The sequence below is a fragment of the Actinotalea endophytica genome, assembly GCF_025717005.1.
Lineage (GTDB): Bacteria > Actinomycetota > Actinomycetes > Actinomycetales > Cellulomonadaceae > Actinotalea.
Genome location: NZ_JAOVZU010000010.1, coordinates 135,706 through 149,590 on the forward strand (window position 1 = coordinate 135,706; position 13,885 = coordinate 149,590).

General features: G+C 72.7%; 23 protein-coding genes and 1 tRNA gene. 5 read left to right on the forward strand and 19 right to left on the reverse strand.

The features are described 5' to 3' along the window. Positions 1–42: 42 nt before the first annotated feature. The 3 genes from OEB99_RS16665 to OEB99_RS16675 are packed head-to-tail and all read right to left on the reverse strand — an operon-like array spanning position 43 to position 1,483. Positions 43–888: a DUF2303 family protein gene (locus OEB99_RS16665; protein ID WP_263578423.1), complete on the reverse strand. Its 846-nt coding sequence runs from the start codon at positions 886–888 to the stop codon at positions 43–45. Then, positions 885–1,256 carry a hypothetical protein gene (locus OEB99_RS16670; RefSeq protein ID WP_263578424.1) on the reverse strand — a complete coding sequence of 124 codons (372 nt, stop codon included), beginning with the start codon at positions 1,254–1,256 and terminating at the stop codon, positions 885–887. The genes OEB99_RS16665 and OEB99_RS16670 overlap by 4 nt, the downstream gene beginning before the upstream one ends. Beyond that, positions 1,253–1,483, reverse strand: a complete 231-nt coding sequence (locus OEB99_RS16675) for a hypothetical protein (protein WP_263578425.1) — start codon at positions 1,481–1,483, stop codon at positions 1,253–1,255. The genes OEB99_RS16670 and OEB99_RS16675 overlap by 4 nt, the downstream gene beginning before the upstream one ends. Before the next feature lie 44 nt (positions 1,484–1,527). Between OEB99_RS16675 and OEB99_RS16680 the strand changes: the two genes are divergently transcribed. Continuing rightward, positions 1,528–1,737: a hypothetical protein gene (locus OEB99_RS16680; protein WP_263578426.1), complete on the forward strand. Its 210-nt coding sequence runs from the start codon at positions 1,528–1,530 to the stop codon at positions 1,735–1,737. Positions 1,738–1,748: 11 nt separating this feature from the next. On the opposite strand, the gene OEB99_RS16685 is transcribed toward OEB99_RS16680, so the two are convergent. The 12 genes from OEB99_RS16685 to OEB99_RS16740 form a co-directional block, all read right to left on the reverse strand. After that, positions 1,749–2,207 (reverse strand): ASCH domain-containing protein, encoded by a 459-nt coding sequence (locus tag OEB99_RS16685; RefSeq protein WP_263578427.1) that lies wholly within the window; start codon positions 2,205–2,207, stop codon positions 1,749–1,751. Then, positions 2,204–2,386 carry a hypothetical protein gene (locus OEB99_RS16690; protein WP_263578428.1) on the reverse strand — a complete coding sequence of 61 codons (183 nt, stop codon included), beginning with the start codon at positions 2,384–2,386 and terminating at the stop codon, positions 2,204–2,206. The genes OEB99_RS16685 and OEB99_RS16690 overlap by 4 nt, the downstream gene beginning before the upstream one ends. Continuing rightward, entirely contained in the window at positions 2,383–2,832 is a 450-nt protein-coding gene (locus OEB99_RS16695) for a hypothetical protein (protein ID WP_263578429.1), read from the reverse strand. Before OEB99_RS16695 ends, OEB99_RS16690 begins: the two co-directional genes overlap by 4 nt. Further along, positions 2,829–3,743 carry a recombinase RecT gene (locus OEB99_RS16700; RefSeq protein WP_263578430.1) on the reverse strand — a complete coding sequence of 305 codons (915 nt, stop codon included), beginning with the start codon at positions 3,741–3,743 and terminating at the stop codon, positions 2,829–2,831. The genes OEB99_RS16695 and OEB99_RS16700 overlap by 4 nt, the downstream gene beginning before the upstream one ends. A gap of 1 nt (position 3,744) precedes the next feature. After that, positions 3,745–4,764: a YqaJ viral recombinase family nuclease gene (locus OEB99_RS16705; RefSeq protein WP_263578431.1), complete on the reverse strand. Its 1,020-nt coding sequence runs from the start codon at positions 4,762–4,764 to the stop codon at positions 3,745–3,747. Positions 4,765–4,915: 151 nt separating this feature from the next. Beyond that, positions 4,916–5,290, reverse strand: a complete 375-nt coding sequence (locus OEB99_RS16710; RefSeq protein ID WP_263578432.1) for a hypothetical protein — start codon at positions 5,288–5,290, stop codon at positions 4,916–4,918. Further along, entirely contained in the window at positions 5,287–5,472 is a 186-nt protein-coding gene (locus tag OEB99_RS16715) for a hypothetical protein (protein ID WP_263578433.1), read from the reverse strand. The genes OEB99_RS16710 and OEB99_RS16715 overlap by 4 nt, the downstream gene beginning before the upstream one ends. A 192-nt stretch (positions 5,473–5,664) precedes the next feature. Then, positions 5,665–6,063, reverse strand: a complete 399-nt coding sequence (locus OEB99_RS16720; protein WP_263578434.1) for a hypothetical protein — start codon at positions 6,061–6,063, stop codon at positions 5,665–5,667. Then, positions 6,060–6,326 carry a hypothetical protein gene (locus tag OEB99_RS16725; protein WP_263578435.1) on the reverse strand — a complete coding sequence of 89 codons (267 nt, stop codon included), beginning with the start codon at positions 6,324–6,326 and terminating at the stop codon, positions 6,060–6,062. Before OEB99_RS16725 ends, OEB99_RS16720 begins: the two co-directional genes overlap by 4 nt. After that, positions 6,323–6,598, reverse strand: a complete 276-nt coding sequence (locus OEB99_RS16730; RefSeq protein WP_263578436.1) for a hypothetical protein — start codon at positions 6,596–6,598, stop codon at positions 6,323–6,325. Before OEB99_RS16730 ends, OEB99_RS16725 begins: the two co-directional genes overlap by 4 nt. Positions 6,599–6,749: 151 nt before the next feature. Continuing rightward, on the reverse strand, positions 6,750–6,971 hold the full coding sequence (locus OEB99_RS16735; RefSeq protein WP_263578437.1) for a helix-turn-helix domain-containing protein: 222 nt from the start codon (positions 6,969–6,971) through the stop codon (positions 6,750–6,752). After that, the gene (locus OEB99_RS16740; protein WP_263578438.1) at positions 6,971–7,246 is read right to left on the reverse strand and encodes a helix-turn-helix domain-containing protein; all 276 of its coding nucleotides are present in this window, start codon (positions 7,244–7,246) and stop codon (positions 6,971–6,973) included. The genes OEB99_RS16735 and OEB99_RS16740 overlap by 1 nt, the downstream gene beginning before the upstream one ends. A gap of 210 nt (positions 7,247–7,456) precedes the next feature. Between OEB99_RS16740 and OEB99_RS16745 the strand changes: the two genes are divergently transcribed. Genes OEB99_RS16745 through OEB99_RS16755 form a run of 3 tightly spaced genes read left to right on the forward strand, consistent with a single transcriptional unit; the run spans position 7,457 to position 8,859 of the window. Further along, a complete protein-coding gene (locus tag OEB99_RS16745) occupies positions 7,457–8,167 on the forward strand; it encodes a helix-turn-helix domain-containing protein (protein WP_263578439.1) in 711 nt (236 codons plus the stop codon). A 60-nt stretch (positions 8,168–8,227) separates the two neighbouring features. Next, complete coding sequence (locus tag OEB99_RS16750) at positions 8,228–8,644, forward strand: ImmA/IrrE family metallo-endopeptidase (protein WP_263578440.1); 417 nt, start codon at positions 8,228–8,230, stop codon at positions 8,642–8,644. Then, positions 8,641–8,859: a DUF3263 domain-containing protein gene (locus OEB99_RS16755; protein WP_263578441.1), complete on the forward strand. Its 219-nt coding sequence runs from the start codon at positions 8,641–8,643 to the stop codon at positions 8,857–8,859. Before OEB99_RS16750 ends, OEB99_RS16755 begins: the two co-directional genes overlap by 4 nt. A gap of 78 nt (positions 8,860–8,937) precedes the next feature. Here OEB99_RS16755 and OEB99_RS16760 read toward each other — a convergent pair. Together OEB99_RS16760 and OEB99_RS16765 are read right to left on the reverse strand one after the other, a co-directional pair. Continuing rightward, positions 8,938–9,010, reverse strand: a tRNA-Arg gene (locus OEB99_RS16760). A gap of 70 nt (positions 9,011–9,080) precedes the next feature. Beyond that, complete coding sequence (locus OEB99_RS16765; protein ID WP_263578442.1) at positions 9,081–9,521, reverse strand: OsmC family protein; 441 nt, start codon at positions 9,519–9,521, stop codon at positions 9,081–9,083. Between the two features lie 149 nt (positions 9,522–9,670). Here OEB99_RS16765 and OEB99_RS16770 point away from each other — a divergent pair, with 149 nt between their 5' ends. Continuing rightward, positions 9,671–10,753 carry a ScyD/ScyE family protein gene (locus OEB99_RS16770; protein WP_263578443.1) on the forward strand — a complete coding sequence of 361 codons (1,083 nt, stop codon included), beginning with the start codon at positions 9,671–9,673 and terminating at the stop codon, positions 10,751–10,753. Between the two features lie 76 nt (positions 10,754–10,829). Here OEB99_RS16770 and OEB99_RS16775 read toward each other — a convergent pair whose 3' ends face one another. Together OEB99_RS16775 and OEB99_RS16780 are read right to left on the reverse strand one after the other, a co-directional pair. Then, entirely contained in the window at positions 10,830–12,218 is a 1,389-nt protein-coding gene (locus tag OEB99_RS16775) for a pyridoxal phosphate-dependent decarboxylase family protein (RefSeq protein WP_263578444.1), read from the reverse strand. A gap of 103 nt (positions 12,219–12,321) precedes the next feature. Further along, complete coding sequence (locus tag OEB99_RS16780) at positions 12,322–13,809, reverse strand: coiled-coil domain-containing protein (protein ID WP_263578445.1); 1,488 nt, start codon at positions 13,807–13,809, stop codon at positions 12,322–12,324. Positions 13,810–13,885: the final 76 nt, after the last annotated feature.

Sequence of the window (13,885 nt, forward strand, 5' to 3'; positions counted from 1 at the left end):
TGCCCTGGCGCGGTCGGGCCACGCCAGGGCGCCGGCGGTGGGTCAGGCGCCGGGCCAGCCGGTCAGGACCGGGGTGCCCTCGTCGATGCCGCTCTCGACCTCGACGGCGATGTCGTCGAACGCGGCGCGCAGCACGTCCTCGGGTCGGTCGAGCACGAACCCGATGGAGAGCTGGCCCTCGGCGATCCGGTAGCGCAGCCGGGCGGTGACCTTGTAGGTCGGGGAGCCTTCGTAGGGCACGAGCGCGAGCTCGAAGGTCTCCGGGATGGTGAGCTCGCCCTTGCGCCCGGCCTTCGCGTCGACCTGCTCGCGGTAGACGATCGCGACTTCCCCGGTGGACAGGCGCTGGGAGGACTCGAAGTCGACCGACCGTGCGGCCTTGAACGTCTGGGCGACCTCGAGCAGGTCGGCGGAGGCGGGCTTGACGATGTCGATGGCTCGGTCCTCGATGAGCTCGGCCAGGCGCACCTGGGACCCCATCTGCCCCGACGCCTTCTCCCAGGCGAGCCACGACGGGGTCTTGCGGAGCATGAGCGTGGCGATGTGGTCGCCGTGCCCCGGGGTGTTGGTGGCGTTGCCGTTGATGACGGCGCGGATCGCGGAGCGCTCGACGTCGGCCCAGACCTCGGTGCCCTCGGTGTGGTGGCGGTTGATGTAGGCCACCAGGCTCGTGGCGGTGTGCAGGATGACCAGGCCGGTCTTGCGCAGCGGGGTCTCGGCCAGGTGCTGCGCCTTGTCCAGGAGGTCGACGATCACCGGGGCGGACCCGTCGGCCGGGGTCAGGGCGTAGAACCGGTTGTGCTCCTCGAGCGGCTTGGGCTCGGCGATCTTCACGCCGGCGTTGATGGCGTCCTGGGTGTCGGTGGTCATGGTGTCCTCGGCGCTCATGCGCGCTGCTCCTTGCGGTCGGTGCGGGTGGGTGAGGCGGGCACCTCGCGCAGGCCCTCGAAGGTGGGCTGCAGGGGGTTCTCGCGGGTGAGGTTCCCGGCGTCGTCGCCGTAGAAGATCGACTTGCGGCGGTCGTGCTGGGGCAGGGCGACCTTGACGACGTCGGTCACGGTCAGGGTGTTGGTGGTCGCCTTGTCGAACGGGGCGATGCTGATCGTGAGCGTGAGGACACCCTTCTTGCCGGTGTCCTTGACGGCCCGGACGAGCTCGGCCAGCCCGTCGGTGAGCTCGTCGTGGGTGCGGCCCGAGGACTGCTCGCGCAGCCAGTCGGCGAAGGGCCGCACGTGCGGGTCTGGGCTGTCGGTCATGAGTGCCTCCCGGGGCGTGCGTAGTCGTTGCGGTCTCGTCCATCGGGGCCGACCTCGATGTCGAGCTGGGTGCCGTCGCAGCGGGTCGTGGTGACCCGCCAGCGGCCGTTGGTGGCGAGCGGCTTGACGCGCTCGACGGTGAAGGTCGCGAGCTCGGTGCCGCGCCCGGCGCAGGAGTGCAGGACCTGGACCGGGTCGCCGGTCGCGTAGGGGGCGCGGGGGCTCACGAGAGTGGCTCCCGCGAGCGGGTCGCGTCTGCGACGATGCGAGCATGGGTGGAGCGCTGAGCAAGACCTTCAGGCTGGAATTCGAAGGTGCGACGTGGGGCGAGCTGAGGACCTTCTTGGAGGCTGGGCTCGACGCCGGGGTCGGCGATGACGAGGAGATCGACCTCGTGTGGAACGACGATGATCCGAATGCGGGCCCGGAGGCGTTCGAGATCACCTTGGTCTCCAAGGCGAAGGTCAAGTCCGACAGCTGAGGCTGGAGCGCTCACAGCGCCACCTGCTCTCGCACGGCGGCCTCGACGTCGTCGGGCAAGGTCCACAGGCTCAGGAACCCGCGAGCCGGGACGGGCGTGGGCAGCGGACGCACGTTGGCAAGCACGAGGTGGTGGACGAAGAACCGCTCGGCCCACCGGGAGCACCCGCACCACTGGACCTCAGGCGGCGGCGCCTCGTGCACGTCGACGAGCTCGGCGACGGCGAGGACGTGGCCGAGCTGCGGTCCGACGTCGACGCCGGCCTCTCGCGCCTCGGTCCACCACTGGACCCATGCGGCGCGGGTGAGCGCGGACGACAGGTCGCTCTCGTCGTCGGTGAGCCCCGCGTGGATCGCGACGAGCCCGCGGTAGGTCCCGGCGATGTTCCGGGTGCGGTTCTCGACGTCCTTGCCGCCATGGATGATCGCCCAGGCCCAGGGCTGCTTCACGGTGATCGCGCGGAGGGTCACGCCGCTCGCCCCCTGCCGTCCGGGTGAGGTCGCTGCCCGCGGCACAGGTGGGTGCGCTTGGCCTGCTCGATGGCGCGCCGGTCGGTCGCGAGGAACCGGTCGACGCGGATCCCGCAGGTGCAGACCAGGTCGCGGTGCTCGGCGTCGCCGGGGACGGGGCGCAGGGTGAAGGTGCTCACGAGGTCGCCTCGTGGGTGTGGTAGTCCGGGTGCTTCGTCGCCATGTGGCGTCGGACGTTGGTGAACGACCGGTGGCAGCCGGGGACCGGGCACACGCCGTTCGCGATCATGTTGCGGATCCGGGTTGCGTGGCCCTTGTGGGCCGCAGCCGAGCGACGTGCGGCCGTCGCCTGGTCGCGGTAGAACCGCTCGGAGTCCTCGGCGAGCCGGCGCCGGCGGTCCGCCTGGGCGCGCTCGTCGCGGAGCCGGTCGATCTCCTGCTCCTGCTTGGACTTGCCGTAGAACCCCTGCTCGTGCCCGGCCGGGCAGTAGAAGTCCTGGTGGTCAGCCCGGCGCCGGCGTTCGAAGTCGACGCTGATGCCGAACGGCATGCCGCACGTGGGGCAGGTCAGCACGGTGATCGTCGTCGACCAGGTCTGCGTGCCGAGCATGGTGCCCCGGCTCATCGCCGACCACGCCCGCCGGGCGCCTTCACCTCGGGCCAGGACTCCTCGCCGCCCGGGGGCTCCTCGACCGGGAGCTCGTCGGCGGGCGGCTCGTCGTCGAGCACCTCGGAGTCGGTCACGTCGACCGGGTCGGCCTCGTGCTGCTCGACGGGGGTCACGTCGATGAACCCCGGGGAGACCTCGTCGAGGTCGCGGGTGGTGTCCTCGCCGGTGCGGACCGACTCGTCGAGCGCGGCCGCGGTGGCGAGGTTGTGCAGCTCGGAGGACAGCGGCAGCCACCGCACGAGCTGGCGCACGGCGGTCTTGCGGGCCATCGCGTCCCAGTCGGTCACCCACGGGCCGTTGCCGGACGCGCGGGAGCGCTTGCGGATCGCGTCGACGTCCTCGCGGGACATGACGATGAACGCGGACCCGCCGTCCTTGAGGACCGCAACGGCGTAGACGGCGATGACCTCGCCGCGGCCGTTGAGCGCGGGCTTGTGGTGCAGGACCGGGTCCAGGCCGTAGGCGTAGTCGAACTCGTCGTGCTCGTGCACGGTGTGCGCGGCGATCGACTTGAGCTGCCCGGACTGCCAGGCGAGCTTGACCAGGCCCCGGTACCCGGGGATGAAGGTCACGTTGTTGCCGTAGGGCACCAGGTAGGCCTCGCCGAGCGGGCCGGGCTCCAGGCCGAGCTGCGCGGAGGTCATCAGGGCCCCGAGGAACGACTGCGGGTTGCAGCGCGCGAGCTGCGGGGTCTGGCGCAGCACGGTGAGCGCGATCCGGGCGAGCCGGTCGGGGTCCATGTGCTTGGGCAGGGCCCGCGCGATCTGCGGACGCATCTGCTCGATCATCTGGGCGAGGGTCTGCGGGGCCTCGCCCTGCTGGACCTCCGCGTTGTGCTGCACACGCTGTGCGACGTCACGTCCCATGTCACTTCTCCTTGGTCGGGCGCAGCACGCGGGCGCGGTACTGCGCGTACAGGTCGGGCCGCTCGTCCTTGAGCCGGTCGAGGTCGAGCGCGGCCTTGGTCATGTACTGGGCGGCCACGTCGGGGTGCGCGGCGGCGAACCGCGCCGCGGCGAACGTCCCGTTGGCCTTGCGGGTGAGCAGGGTCCGCTCCCCGTCGAGCAGGGCCTCGGCGTCGCCGACGGCCTCGATCAGCTCGGCCTCCGCGATCGCCTTCATGACCTCGGCGGTCTTGATCGCCTTCATCGCGGACTCGCGCCGAGCGAGAGCGTCGCGCACCACGTCGGGGGCCTCGGCCTGCCGGGCGTCGAGGACGACCGTGGCGTAGAGGTCCTTGACGACGTCGAGCGCGTTGGCCTCCATCGCTGGGGCCAGGTCGGCCAGGACGTGGTCGCGCCAGAACCGGTCCTCCATGTCGGTGAGGACCTCGATGAGCCGCTCGTCGCGCTCCACGCGCTCGAACCGGAAGTCACGCCCGTCGATGAGGACCGCGACCCACGCGTGGGAGCGGCCGGTGACGGCCAGGGCGTGCTGCACCTGGATCTCGGCGTGGTCGGCGACCTGGCCGTCGTCCCACTCCTCGGCGAGGCGCCAGTTGGTGGCCTTGCACTCCAGCAGGCCGTGGTCGTCGGTGAGGCGGTCGACGGAGACCTGCTGCCAGGTGCGGGCGCGCGAGCGCATCAGGCCCTTGCGCTGGGTCGCGATGCTGGTCTCCTCGGTGAACAGCTGGGCGATGAGCGGCTCGAGCAGGTTGCCCATGCGCATGGCGGGGGTCTCGGGCTGCTCGGGCAGGCGGCCGGTCTTGTCGAGCCAGAGCTCGTAACGCGAGCCCCAGCGGTTGACGCCGGCGACGGTCGAGGCGTCTGAGCCGCCGATGCCGGCGCGGCGGGCGGCGAGCCACTTCTCGCGCGGTGCGTCGGCGGGCAGGACGAGGGTCGCGTCCGGGCACGCCCAGGTGCCGGGGCGAACGGCGGTGGTGGTCATCGGTGGTCCTCTCGCAGTGCCCGCAGGACCGCGGCGAGCCGGGTGGCGGTGCGCCGCTGGCGCGGGCGGGGCTGGTGCTGGGGTGCGCGGTCGGCGTGCTGCGGGGCGATGGCGCCCCATGCGCGGCGCGGCCTGGCGTGGTCGGTGCGGCTCACGGCTTGACCGCCTTGGGCCGGCGGGTGCGGCCGGGGTTGACGGCGCCGGCCGGGATGGGGCGGTCGACCCGGTAGACCGGCGCGAGCTTGTCGCCGTTGCGGCGCGACCCGTAGCGGGCGTTGTGGCTGATCTCGATGAGCCAGCCGCGCAGCTTCAGGCGGCGCAGCGTCGGGCCGATCTGCTTGTCGACGATCCAGGGCGGGTAGAACTCGCGGAGGTCGCCGGACGAGACGCGGCCGCCGTGCTTGCGCCTGGCGAGGTTGATGGCCACACGCACGGCGTCGCGGGAGTCGCCCTTGATCGGCAACGACTCGTCGTCGGCGACTGCGTCGAGAACGTCGAAGATGTCGTCCTGCACCGAGGCGGTCATCCGAACCACCCCGCAAGCCACGCGTCGAGTTGGCCGGTGAGCCACAGCCAGACCAGCGCGACGAGCAGTGGCAGCCAGACCCACGCGAGCCCGAGCCCGACGCCGCGGGCGATGCCCTTGGTGGTGCGGGCGCCCTCGACGCGGTCGCGCTCGGCGCGCAGCGACGACGTCACGCGACCCACCGCTCACACCGCGTGCACTTCGGGTACTCGTACTCCGGGTCCAGTGCCTTGTGGCCGATGATCATGCAGACCAGGCGCTTGGCGGCGAGCTTCATCCGAGCCTTCACAGAACCCCTCCGATCGTGAGGGCGGCGACGATGAGGACGATCGCGGCGGACGCCGCGGTCGCGAGGAGCACGAGCCGGCGGGTGGTCATCGCTCGCTCGCCGCCTCGTCGCGGGCAATCTCTCGGGCGAGCTCAGCGGCCTGGGACCGCAGGCCCTCCATGTCCTCGCCGGGCGTGACCGGGCTGGGCGCCGGGCCGATGATCCGGTCGGACGTGTGCTCCGGCCCGGGGTCGGACTGCACGACGGCGAGCGGCTCGCGGACGTCACCGAAGATCCGCAGCGACTGCGACCAGCCCAGGACGAGGACCGCCTCGGCGACGTCGTCGACGTACAGCGCGATCCGGTGCATGAGGATCTGCACGCCGGTGACGGTCACGCCGCCGAGCCGGAGCTTGCGGGCGAGGGTCTGCGCGCGCACGAGGTCCTGCTCGGTGGCGGACATCGCGGCCCACTCGGCGATCCCCGGGTGCGCGAGGGCGGTCATGGCGTCACCCCGTCCCGGTGCTCGCGCTCGGCCCGCGCGTTCGAGAGCAGGTGCCCGGACACGCCGAGCGCCTCGACGAGCGCGGTCAGGTCGTCGGGCTCGACGCGGGCGGCGTCGATGCGTGCCCAGCGGGCCAGGGCCTGCGCGACCTGCGGGGAGTCGTGGCCGTACTTCTCGGCGGCGGCGGACACGCGGCCCATCGCGGAGGCCCGGAGGTTGGCGTCGGACAGCGACGCGGCCGAGCGGACGGCGAGGGCGGTCATGAGGCCACCGCCTCGACGTGAACTCGGCGCCCGACCATCGACGGAGCGTTGGCGATGGTTTCGGCTGCCGCGCGCGCCATCGGCGGGGTGAGCCGCTCGCCCGTGTCGGTGTCGACGACGACGGACGCGTCCTCGATCGAGGCGGTCAGGACGACCCTGGGCGTGAACTCGAAGCCGCCATGGGGCGAGCGCACGGTGCGGTTCTCGGCGAAAATGCGCGAGCGCCCGTCGCCCCAGTCCTCCGGGGCGCGGTCGATGACGAAGGTGCGCACCGGGAGCGGACGGCCACCGGCGTCACGGCCGGTGGGACGCGCGGTGATGGTCCGGGTGCTGGTTGTGCGGGTCCTCCCCATGGGAGACTCCTCTCGTTCGTTCGGACGCCGCCCCCAATGGCCTGCACGCCGGGGGCGGCGTTTCGTTCTGTCAGGCGTCAGGCAGGGACTCGACCCATGCGTCCAGGTCGACCCGGCGGATGATCAGCACGCCCTTCGCCCCACGCTTGGCGCGCAGAGGCGGCGGGAACTCCGCCGCGTCGGTGGCGTGGATCGCGCGGCGCAGGGTCGAGATACCCGCGGCGCGCTGGTAGGCGGCGGCCTCCGGGAGGGTCATCCACTCCGGCCAAGCCGGCAGGGTTCCCGCGCCCATCAGGCGCTCCTCGTCGCGGGCATCCCCGGGACGACCGGCTTGCGCAGAGGCCCGTGCCAGACGTCGAGCGGCTCGACGCCGAGCGCCCTCGCCCAGGCGGTCAGCAGGCGGTCGGACGCCTGCTTGTTCCCCGCCTCGACGTTCGAGATCCCCGCGCCGGTGATCGGGACGCCCTGCTCGACGATGCGCCCGGCGAGCTGCTCCTGCGTCCAGCCGTGCGCCTTGCGGAGGTCGGAGATCCGGACCATCGGTCCGAGGGGTTCCATCGCTGGCATGTCGCCAACTTAGCGACAAGTTCTGACAGATGCAACCCTTCTGGCGCTGAGTTACCGACAAGTCGTGACAAGAACGGCCAGCCAGGAAGGCAAACAAGGCCTGGCCTGCCGAATCCCCGGCGTGTAATTCGCTGATCTCGCGTTTCGCCTGGCGCCAAGTTGTCGCCAGGTAACTGGACTTGTCACGCTGGCGTGCGAGAGCGTGGGGCCATGGATGATCAGCGTGGCTGGGAGCTCCTCGCAGACTTCGCCGCCAAGCGGCGCCGGCGCCTCGGGCTCAACCAGGGCGACCTCAAGTCGCGCGGCGGACCGGGAGCCAGCACTGTCGGCAAGATCGAGCGCGCAGAGGGCCCGTTCCCCCTCAGGACGCAGCACGCGCTCGAGAACGCGCTGGGCTGGAGCCGTGGGGGCGTCGAGCTGCTCCTCCGCGCACCGTCAGAGCCGTGGTTCGAGGACCAGTTCGAGGACCTGATGCTGCAGTTCGTCGAGAACAACATCCCCGACATGAGCGCGCCGCCGGCTTCGACCACTCCGGTCGCCTCGGCGCGCGACCTGACCGACGAAGAGCTCCTAGCCGAGCTCACCTACCGGATGCGCCGCTACGCCCTGTCGCAGGGCGACGACGCCGAGAGCGAGCGTGAGACCGACGACGGAGACTCCACCCCCACCACCGCGGCCGGGAGCGCCCCGGCCGAGACGGAGATCGATGCGCGGAGAGCAGCCGAGGTGGAGCTCCTCGGTCAACTCGCCGACAGCGTCACCCTCGGTGAGCTTCGCCAGACCGCGGCGGCCATCGCGGCGCCCGCCGGTGAGGGTGCTGACGGACCGCAACGCAAGCCCACGGGCCACGGAGTGGCTCTCCCGAAGGCGGCCTGGGGACTGGCCGCGCGGCGCGGCAACATCACTCCGGACGAGCAGTAGCGCAGGTCCGTCACCCGAACGGGTGATCAACGTCGGCGGCCGCCTCTAGCCTCACGGACCGTGATCGACTTCCACCCATGGCGCGCTCTCGCGGATCGCCCCGAGGTGGAGGTGCACCTCGCCGACCTGCCCGACGGGATCCTCGGCACCACTGACGGTGAGCACATCTGGCTCGACCGTCGCCAGCAGCAGGCCCAGCGTCGATCGACCCTGACGCACGAGCTTGAGCACCTCGAGCGCGGCCATGCCGGCTGTCAGCCGGCCGCCGTGGAGGCTGAGGTTGAGGCGGCCGCGGCGCGCAAGCTCATCCCGCTCGTGGCGCTAGCCGAGGCGATCGTCTGGGCATGCTGCGAGGCCGAGCTCGCCCAGGACCTGTGGGTCGACCCGGCGATGGTGCGCACTCGCCTGATGAACCTGACCCGCGAGGAGCGGGACTACATCGAGAACGTGATCGCCCTGCGCGAGGAGGCGCTGTGACCGACACCGACCGGGCCATCCTGACGATCGAGGGCCAGCACTGGCGGCACGCCGGCACCAAGGAGGCCGCGATCCACGAGCAGCTAGGCCTCTCCCCGACCGCCTACTACCAGCGGCTGAACCGCCTCCTCGACGACCCGGAGGCCGTCGCCGCGTCTCCCCTGGTGGTGCACAGGCTGCGCCGCATCCGGGTGCGGCGGCGTCGCGATGGCTGACGGGATGGCTACAGAGAGCCTCTGACGACGAAGGCCCCGCCGCAGCGTTTCCGCTGATGACGGGGCCTTTCGTTCCTGCGCGCCCGGAGGGACTCGAACCCCCAACCTTCTGATCCGTAGTCAGATGCTCTATCCGTTGAGCTACGGGCGCATGGCCACAAGGCCGCGCACGAGGATACAGCCCCAGGTGCCCGGCAGCCCAATCGTCTCCCGATCGAGGGTCAGTCCGCGAGGCGCGTCTCGAAGAGCGCGCCGCGCTCGAGGGTGCGGTGCACCGGGCAGCGGTCGGCGATCTCGGCCAGCCGGGCCCGCTGCTCGTCGGAGAGGTCCCCGGCCAGGCGCAGCGTGCAGGTGAACCGGTCGCGCATCGTCGGAGCCCCGTCGACCTCGACCGAGACCTTCTCGCGGCCGACCAGCACGCCGATCGCCTCGACCGGCCAGCCCTTGCGGTCCGCGTACATCCGCAGGGTCATCGAGATGCACGCGCCGAGCGCGGCGCCGAGCAGGTCGTAGGGCGCGGGGCCGGCGTCGTCGCCGCCGGCGTCCAGGGGCTCGTCCGCGGTCCAGGTGTGCGCGCCGACCCGCACCTCCTGGGTGAAGTGGCCGGCGGGCGTCTCGACCACCAGGACCTCGCCGGGGCCAGGTTCAGGCATCGCGTTCATGGAGCCATCGTGGCGTGCCGCGGCGGCCCACGCCCGGCGCGTCCACCGCCGGATCGGAGGCCAAGGTCTTTTGCACGGTGATCGGCGGGCGTAATGTCCGATTCGCAGGTGTCCCCCGCTCGACTCCCCCACCCAACGGAGGGTGATCGATGAAGATCGCCATCGCAGCAACCACCGCCCTGCTCCTTCTCCTCCCCGCCGGCGCCGCGGTCGGTGCACCGAAGACGGACGACCCGACGGTGCTCGCCGACAACCTCATCGGCCCGCTCCACCTCGACATCGGCCCCGGCCGCACCGCCACGGTCAGCCAGGAGTTCGCCGGGCTGCTCACGTCGGTCGACCGCAAGGGCACCGACGTGATCTACGCGAACCCCGAGTGGGACGTCGCCGGCGTCGACCACCGGGGGACCACCCGCTACGTCCTGATCAGCCAGGGCGCCGGGCAGGGCGACCCCACGGCCCTCGCCGGCGCGCTCCTGGCGATCGACCGCAAGGGACACGTGCGCACCGTCACCGACCAGCTCGCCGAGCTGGAGACGTCGACCAACCCGGACGCGGTGAACTCCTACGGCCTCTCGGCCGACGACGCCGCCGCCAACCCGGCCTGTGTCGCCGCGCTCGCCGGCGTCGGGGCACCCGCGTCCTACACCGGGGCGCTCGACTCTCACCCGTACGCCATCGCCGTGAAGGGGCACACGGCGTACATCGCGGACGCCGGTGCCAACACGATCGTGAAGGTCGACCTCCGCAACGGTGCGGCCAGCACGCTCGCCGTGCTCCCGCCGCAGCCCGCCCTGATCACGGACGAGGGCGCCGCGGCGCTCGGTGTGGCCGACTGCGCAGGCCTGACCTACGCGTTCGAACCGGTACCGACCGACGTGGTGATCGGCCCTGACGGCGCGGTCTACGTGTCCACGCTGCCCGGCGGCCCGGAGAGCCCGGCGCTCGGCGCACGCGGCGCGGTCTACCGCGTCGACACCTCGACCGGTGCGGAGAGCATGGTCCTGGGCGGGATCCTCACTCCCACCGGGATCGCCTTCGACGGCGACGGCGCGCTGTACATCGCGTCGTTGTTCGGCGAGGGCGTCTACAAGGTGCCGGTCGGCTCGACCACCCCGGTGCTCGTGATGCCGGCGCCGCTGGCGGCCGACGTCGAGATCCACGGCTCCACGCTGTACGCGACGATCAACGCGCTCGGCGCAGGCGGCCAGCTGGTCTCGATGCACCTCTAGCAGTCACCACTGCCGGCGCTCACCACGGCCGGCCCCACCGAGGCGGTGCGTCCCCGTGGCGCACCGCCTCGGTGACCTACGCCGTGGCCTCCAGCGCCTCACGCAGCACCTCGACCGCGAGCGCCACGTCGGCCGCATCCGTGGCCCAGCTGCTCACCGACACGCGTACGACCCGCCGGCCGTGCCAGCTCGACCCGGAGATCCAGGTGCGGCCGTCGGCCAGCACGTGCCGCACCACCGCGTCGGCCCGCTCGTCGCTGCCGACCGCGAACGTCAGCTGCGTGGCGACCACGTCGTGCAGCACCGTGACGCCGGGAAGTGCCGAGACCTGCTCCGCGAACGCCACGGCGTTCTCGTGCAGCCCGGTCACCAGGTCGTCCACCCCGGACCGGCCGAGGTGACGCAGCACCGCCCAGGTCGGGAAGGCCCGACCTCGGCGCGACCACTCCGGGACCACCGCGGGCGGTTCCGCGCGGCCCGAGCCGTCCGGGACCAGGTACGCCGCGTCCATCGCCATCGCCCCGGCCGACGCGTGCGGGTCGGCCACGATCGCCATGCCGCAGTCGAACGGCACGTTCAGGGTCTTGTGCGCGTCGGTCGACCACGAGTCAGCCTGCGCCATGCCCGCGGTCAGCGGCCGCAGACGCTCGCTGGCCGCGGCCCACAGCCCGATCGCGCCGTCGACGTGCACCCAGCCGCCGCGCTCGTGGACCATCGGGATCAGGTCGGCGTAGCGGTCGTGGTCGCCGGAGTGGATGTGCCCGCCGTACAGGCAGACGATCAGCGCCTCGCCCTCCGGCACCGCGTCCAGCGCGGCCCGCAACGCCTCGGGCCTGATCCGCCCCTGGGGGTCGACGTCCACCGGCGTCGGCTCGCCGAGGCCGAGGAAGCGCAGCGCCCGGTCGATCGTCTCGTGCCGCTCGGCCGAGACGAGCACGTGCACCGGCGGCGCACCGAGGAGGCCCCGTCGCTCCACGTCCCAGCCGGCCCGTTCGAGCGCCGCGTGCCGCGCCGCGGCCAGGCAGGTGAAGTTGCCGGACATGCCGCCGGGCACCAGACCGAACGCCGACCCGGACGGCAGACCCAGCAGGTCCAGCGTCCACTCGCGCACCAGGTCCTCCGCGCCGAGCGCGGCCGGCGCGAGCGCTCGGATGCCGCAGTTCTGGTCCCAGGATGCGGTGAGCACGTCGGCCGCGACGCCCACCGGGAAGGCACTGCCGAGCACGAACCCGAAGAACCGCCCGCTCCCGGTCGCGTTGAGGCCCGGTTCGGCAGCGGCGGCGAGCAGGTCGATCACCTCCGCGGCGGGCGTCGGCCCGGCCGGGAGCTCCGCCCCGAGCGCCGCGGCGACGTCGTCGGCATGCTGGGTGGCGACCACCCGGCGATCCGGCAGCCCGGCGATCCAGGAACCACCGAGGTACGCGGCGTGGCGAAGCAGGGCGGGGGCGTCGTCGACGGGCTTCATGGCGCGACGCTAGGCCCGTACCTCTCGACGCGAAAGCGGTGGTCCGGGCGGTGGCGCCGTGGACGCGGTCGGGGTCACGCGTCACCGCCGGGCGCGGACCTGATCAGACGAGCGTCGGCAACGGCTTCCAGGCGCCCCCGTTCCGGGTGATCTTCCCCTGGAAGGTCGCGCTCCGGCGCGCACGGCCCGCCGCCTTCAGGCAACCCTCGTGCAACAGGAAGTAGTCGGCGGACACGGTCGTCGCGGTCTGCACGCGCGGCGCGAAGATCCGGCGGGTCACCACGATCTGTCCCGTCTCGGCACTCGCGCCGTCGATCACGAGCACGGCGGACTTCGCGCCGACGAGCGCCTCGGCGGTCAGCGCGGCTGCGAGCGGGCCACCGGTCGCCTCCGCGACGAAGGTCGCGATCCGGCCGGACACCGCGGTGACCGCGGCCTTCGCCTCGCGCAGCGCTGCCACGCGCCGGACGGCTGCCGCGTCGTCCTTGTCCGGTGTCCCGAGCGCCTGCAGTGCGGCCGCGGCCGCGGCGTCCACCTCGGCGAGGTCCAGGCTCGCCGAGGCCAGTGTCTCGAGCACACCCAGGAGGGCGGAGTCGCCGGCGGGCAGCGCGATCGCGTCGTGCGTGACCACTGCGCCGCGCGTGAGGAGCTCGCCTGCCACCGCGGCATGCACCGTCAGGGCACGCACGTCCCGGCTGTCGGTCGTCACCGCGGCGTCGACCTGGAACAGCGACGCGACCTGGGTCAACGCGCTCCCGGCGACGCCGGCAGCGGTGAGGACCGCATCCGGGATCAGCGCCATCCGGGCCTCCGGCGCGACGGTCTCGACCACGGCGCTCGCGGCGGCCAGGGCGGCCTGTGCGTCCGTCCACGCGGTCTGTGCCCTCGCGACGAGGAGACCCGCCTCGGTGCTGAGTCGCGCGTGCTGCTGGACGGCGTCGCGCAGCGCCGTCACGGACGTCAGGAGGACCGGCGGGGGCGGGTCGGCCGGGGGTTCCTCGCCCGGAGGCGTGTCGGCGAGCGACGGGTCGGCGGGCGACGCACCGGCAGGTTGGCTGTCGGCGGTTGACGTGCCACCCAGCGCGGCCGTCACCGTCGCCGCGATGTCGGCAGCGACCCCCTCGAGCGCGAGGGCGGTCGACTCGGCCTGGCGCAGTGCGCTGCCCTGCGCGAACGTCACGGTGCTCGGCTCCAGGGACGCGAGGTCCGGCACAGCCTTGCCGAGCTGCCCGACCAGGGTGTCGACCCGTGCGGCGTCGGCCTCGACCCGGGCCTTGTCGTTGGCGATCCGCTTGGCCTCGAGGTCGGCCAGCGCGGTGTCCAGATCGGTCTGTGCCTGGGCGCGGGCGCTCTCCGTCGCCGCGCGGACGCTGTCGGCGTCGGCCCGGGCCTTCTCGGCGTCGGCCCGGGAGCTCTCCGCGGTCGCCCGCGCGCTCTCCGCGTCGGCCCGTTGCTTGTCCGCGTCCGCTCGAGCCTTCTCGACGTCCGCGAACGCCTGCAGCGTCGCGGCGAGCTGGTCGAGCTTCGTCAGAACCGGATCGAGGTCGCCCATGACCGCCTCCCCCTCGCACACGTGGTCGGGGTCGAGCATGGCCCAACCGGGAGCGACCCGGGAAGGGGCAGCAGGCTCTCCGCGCCGCCGAGCGCCCCGATCCTGGCCCGCCGCG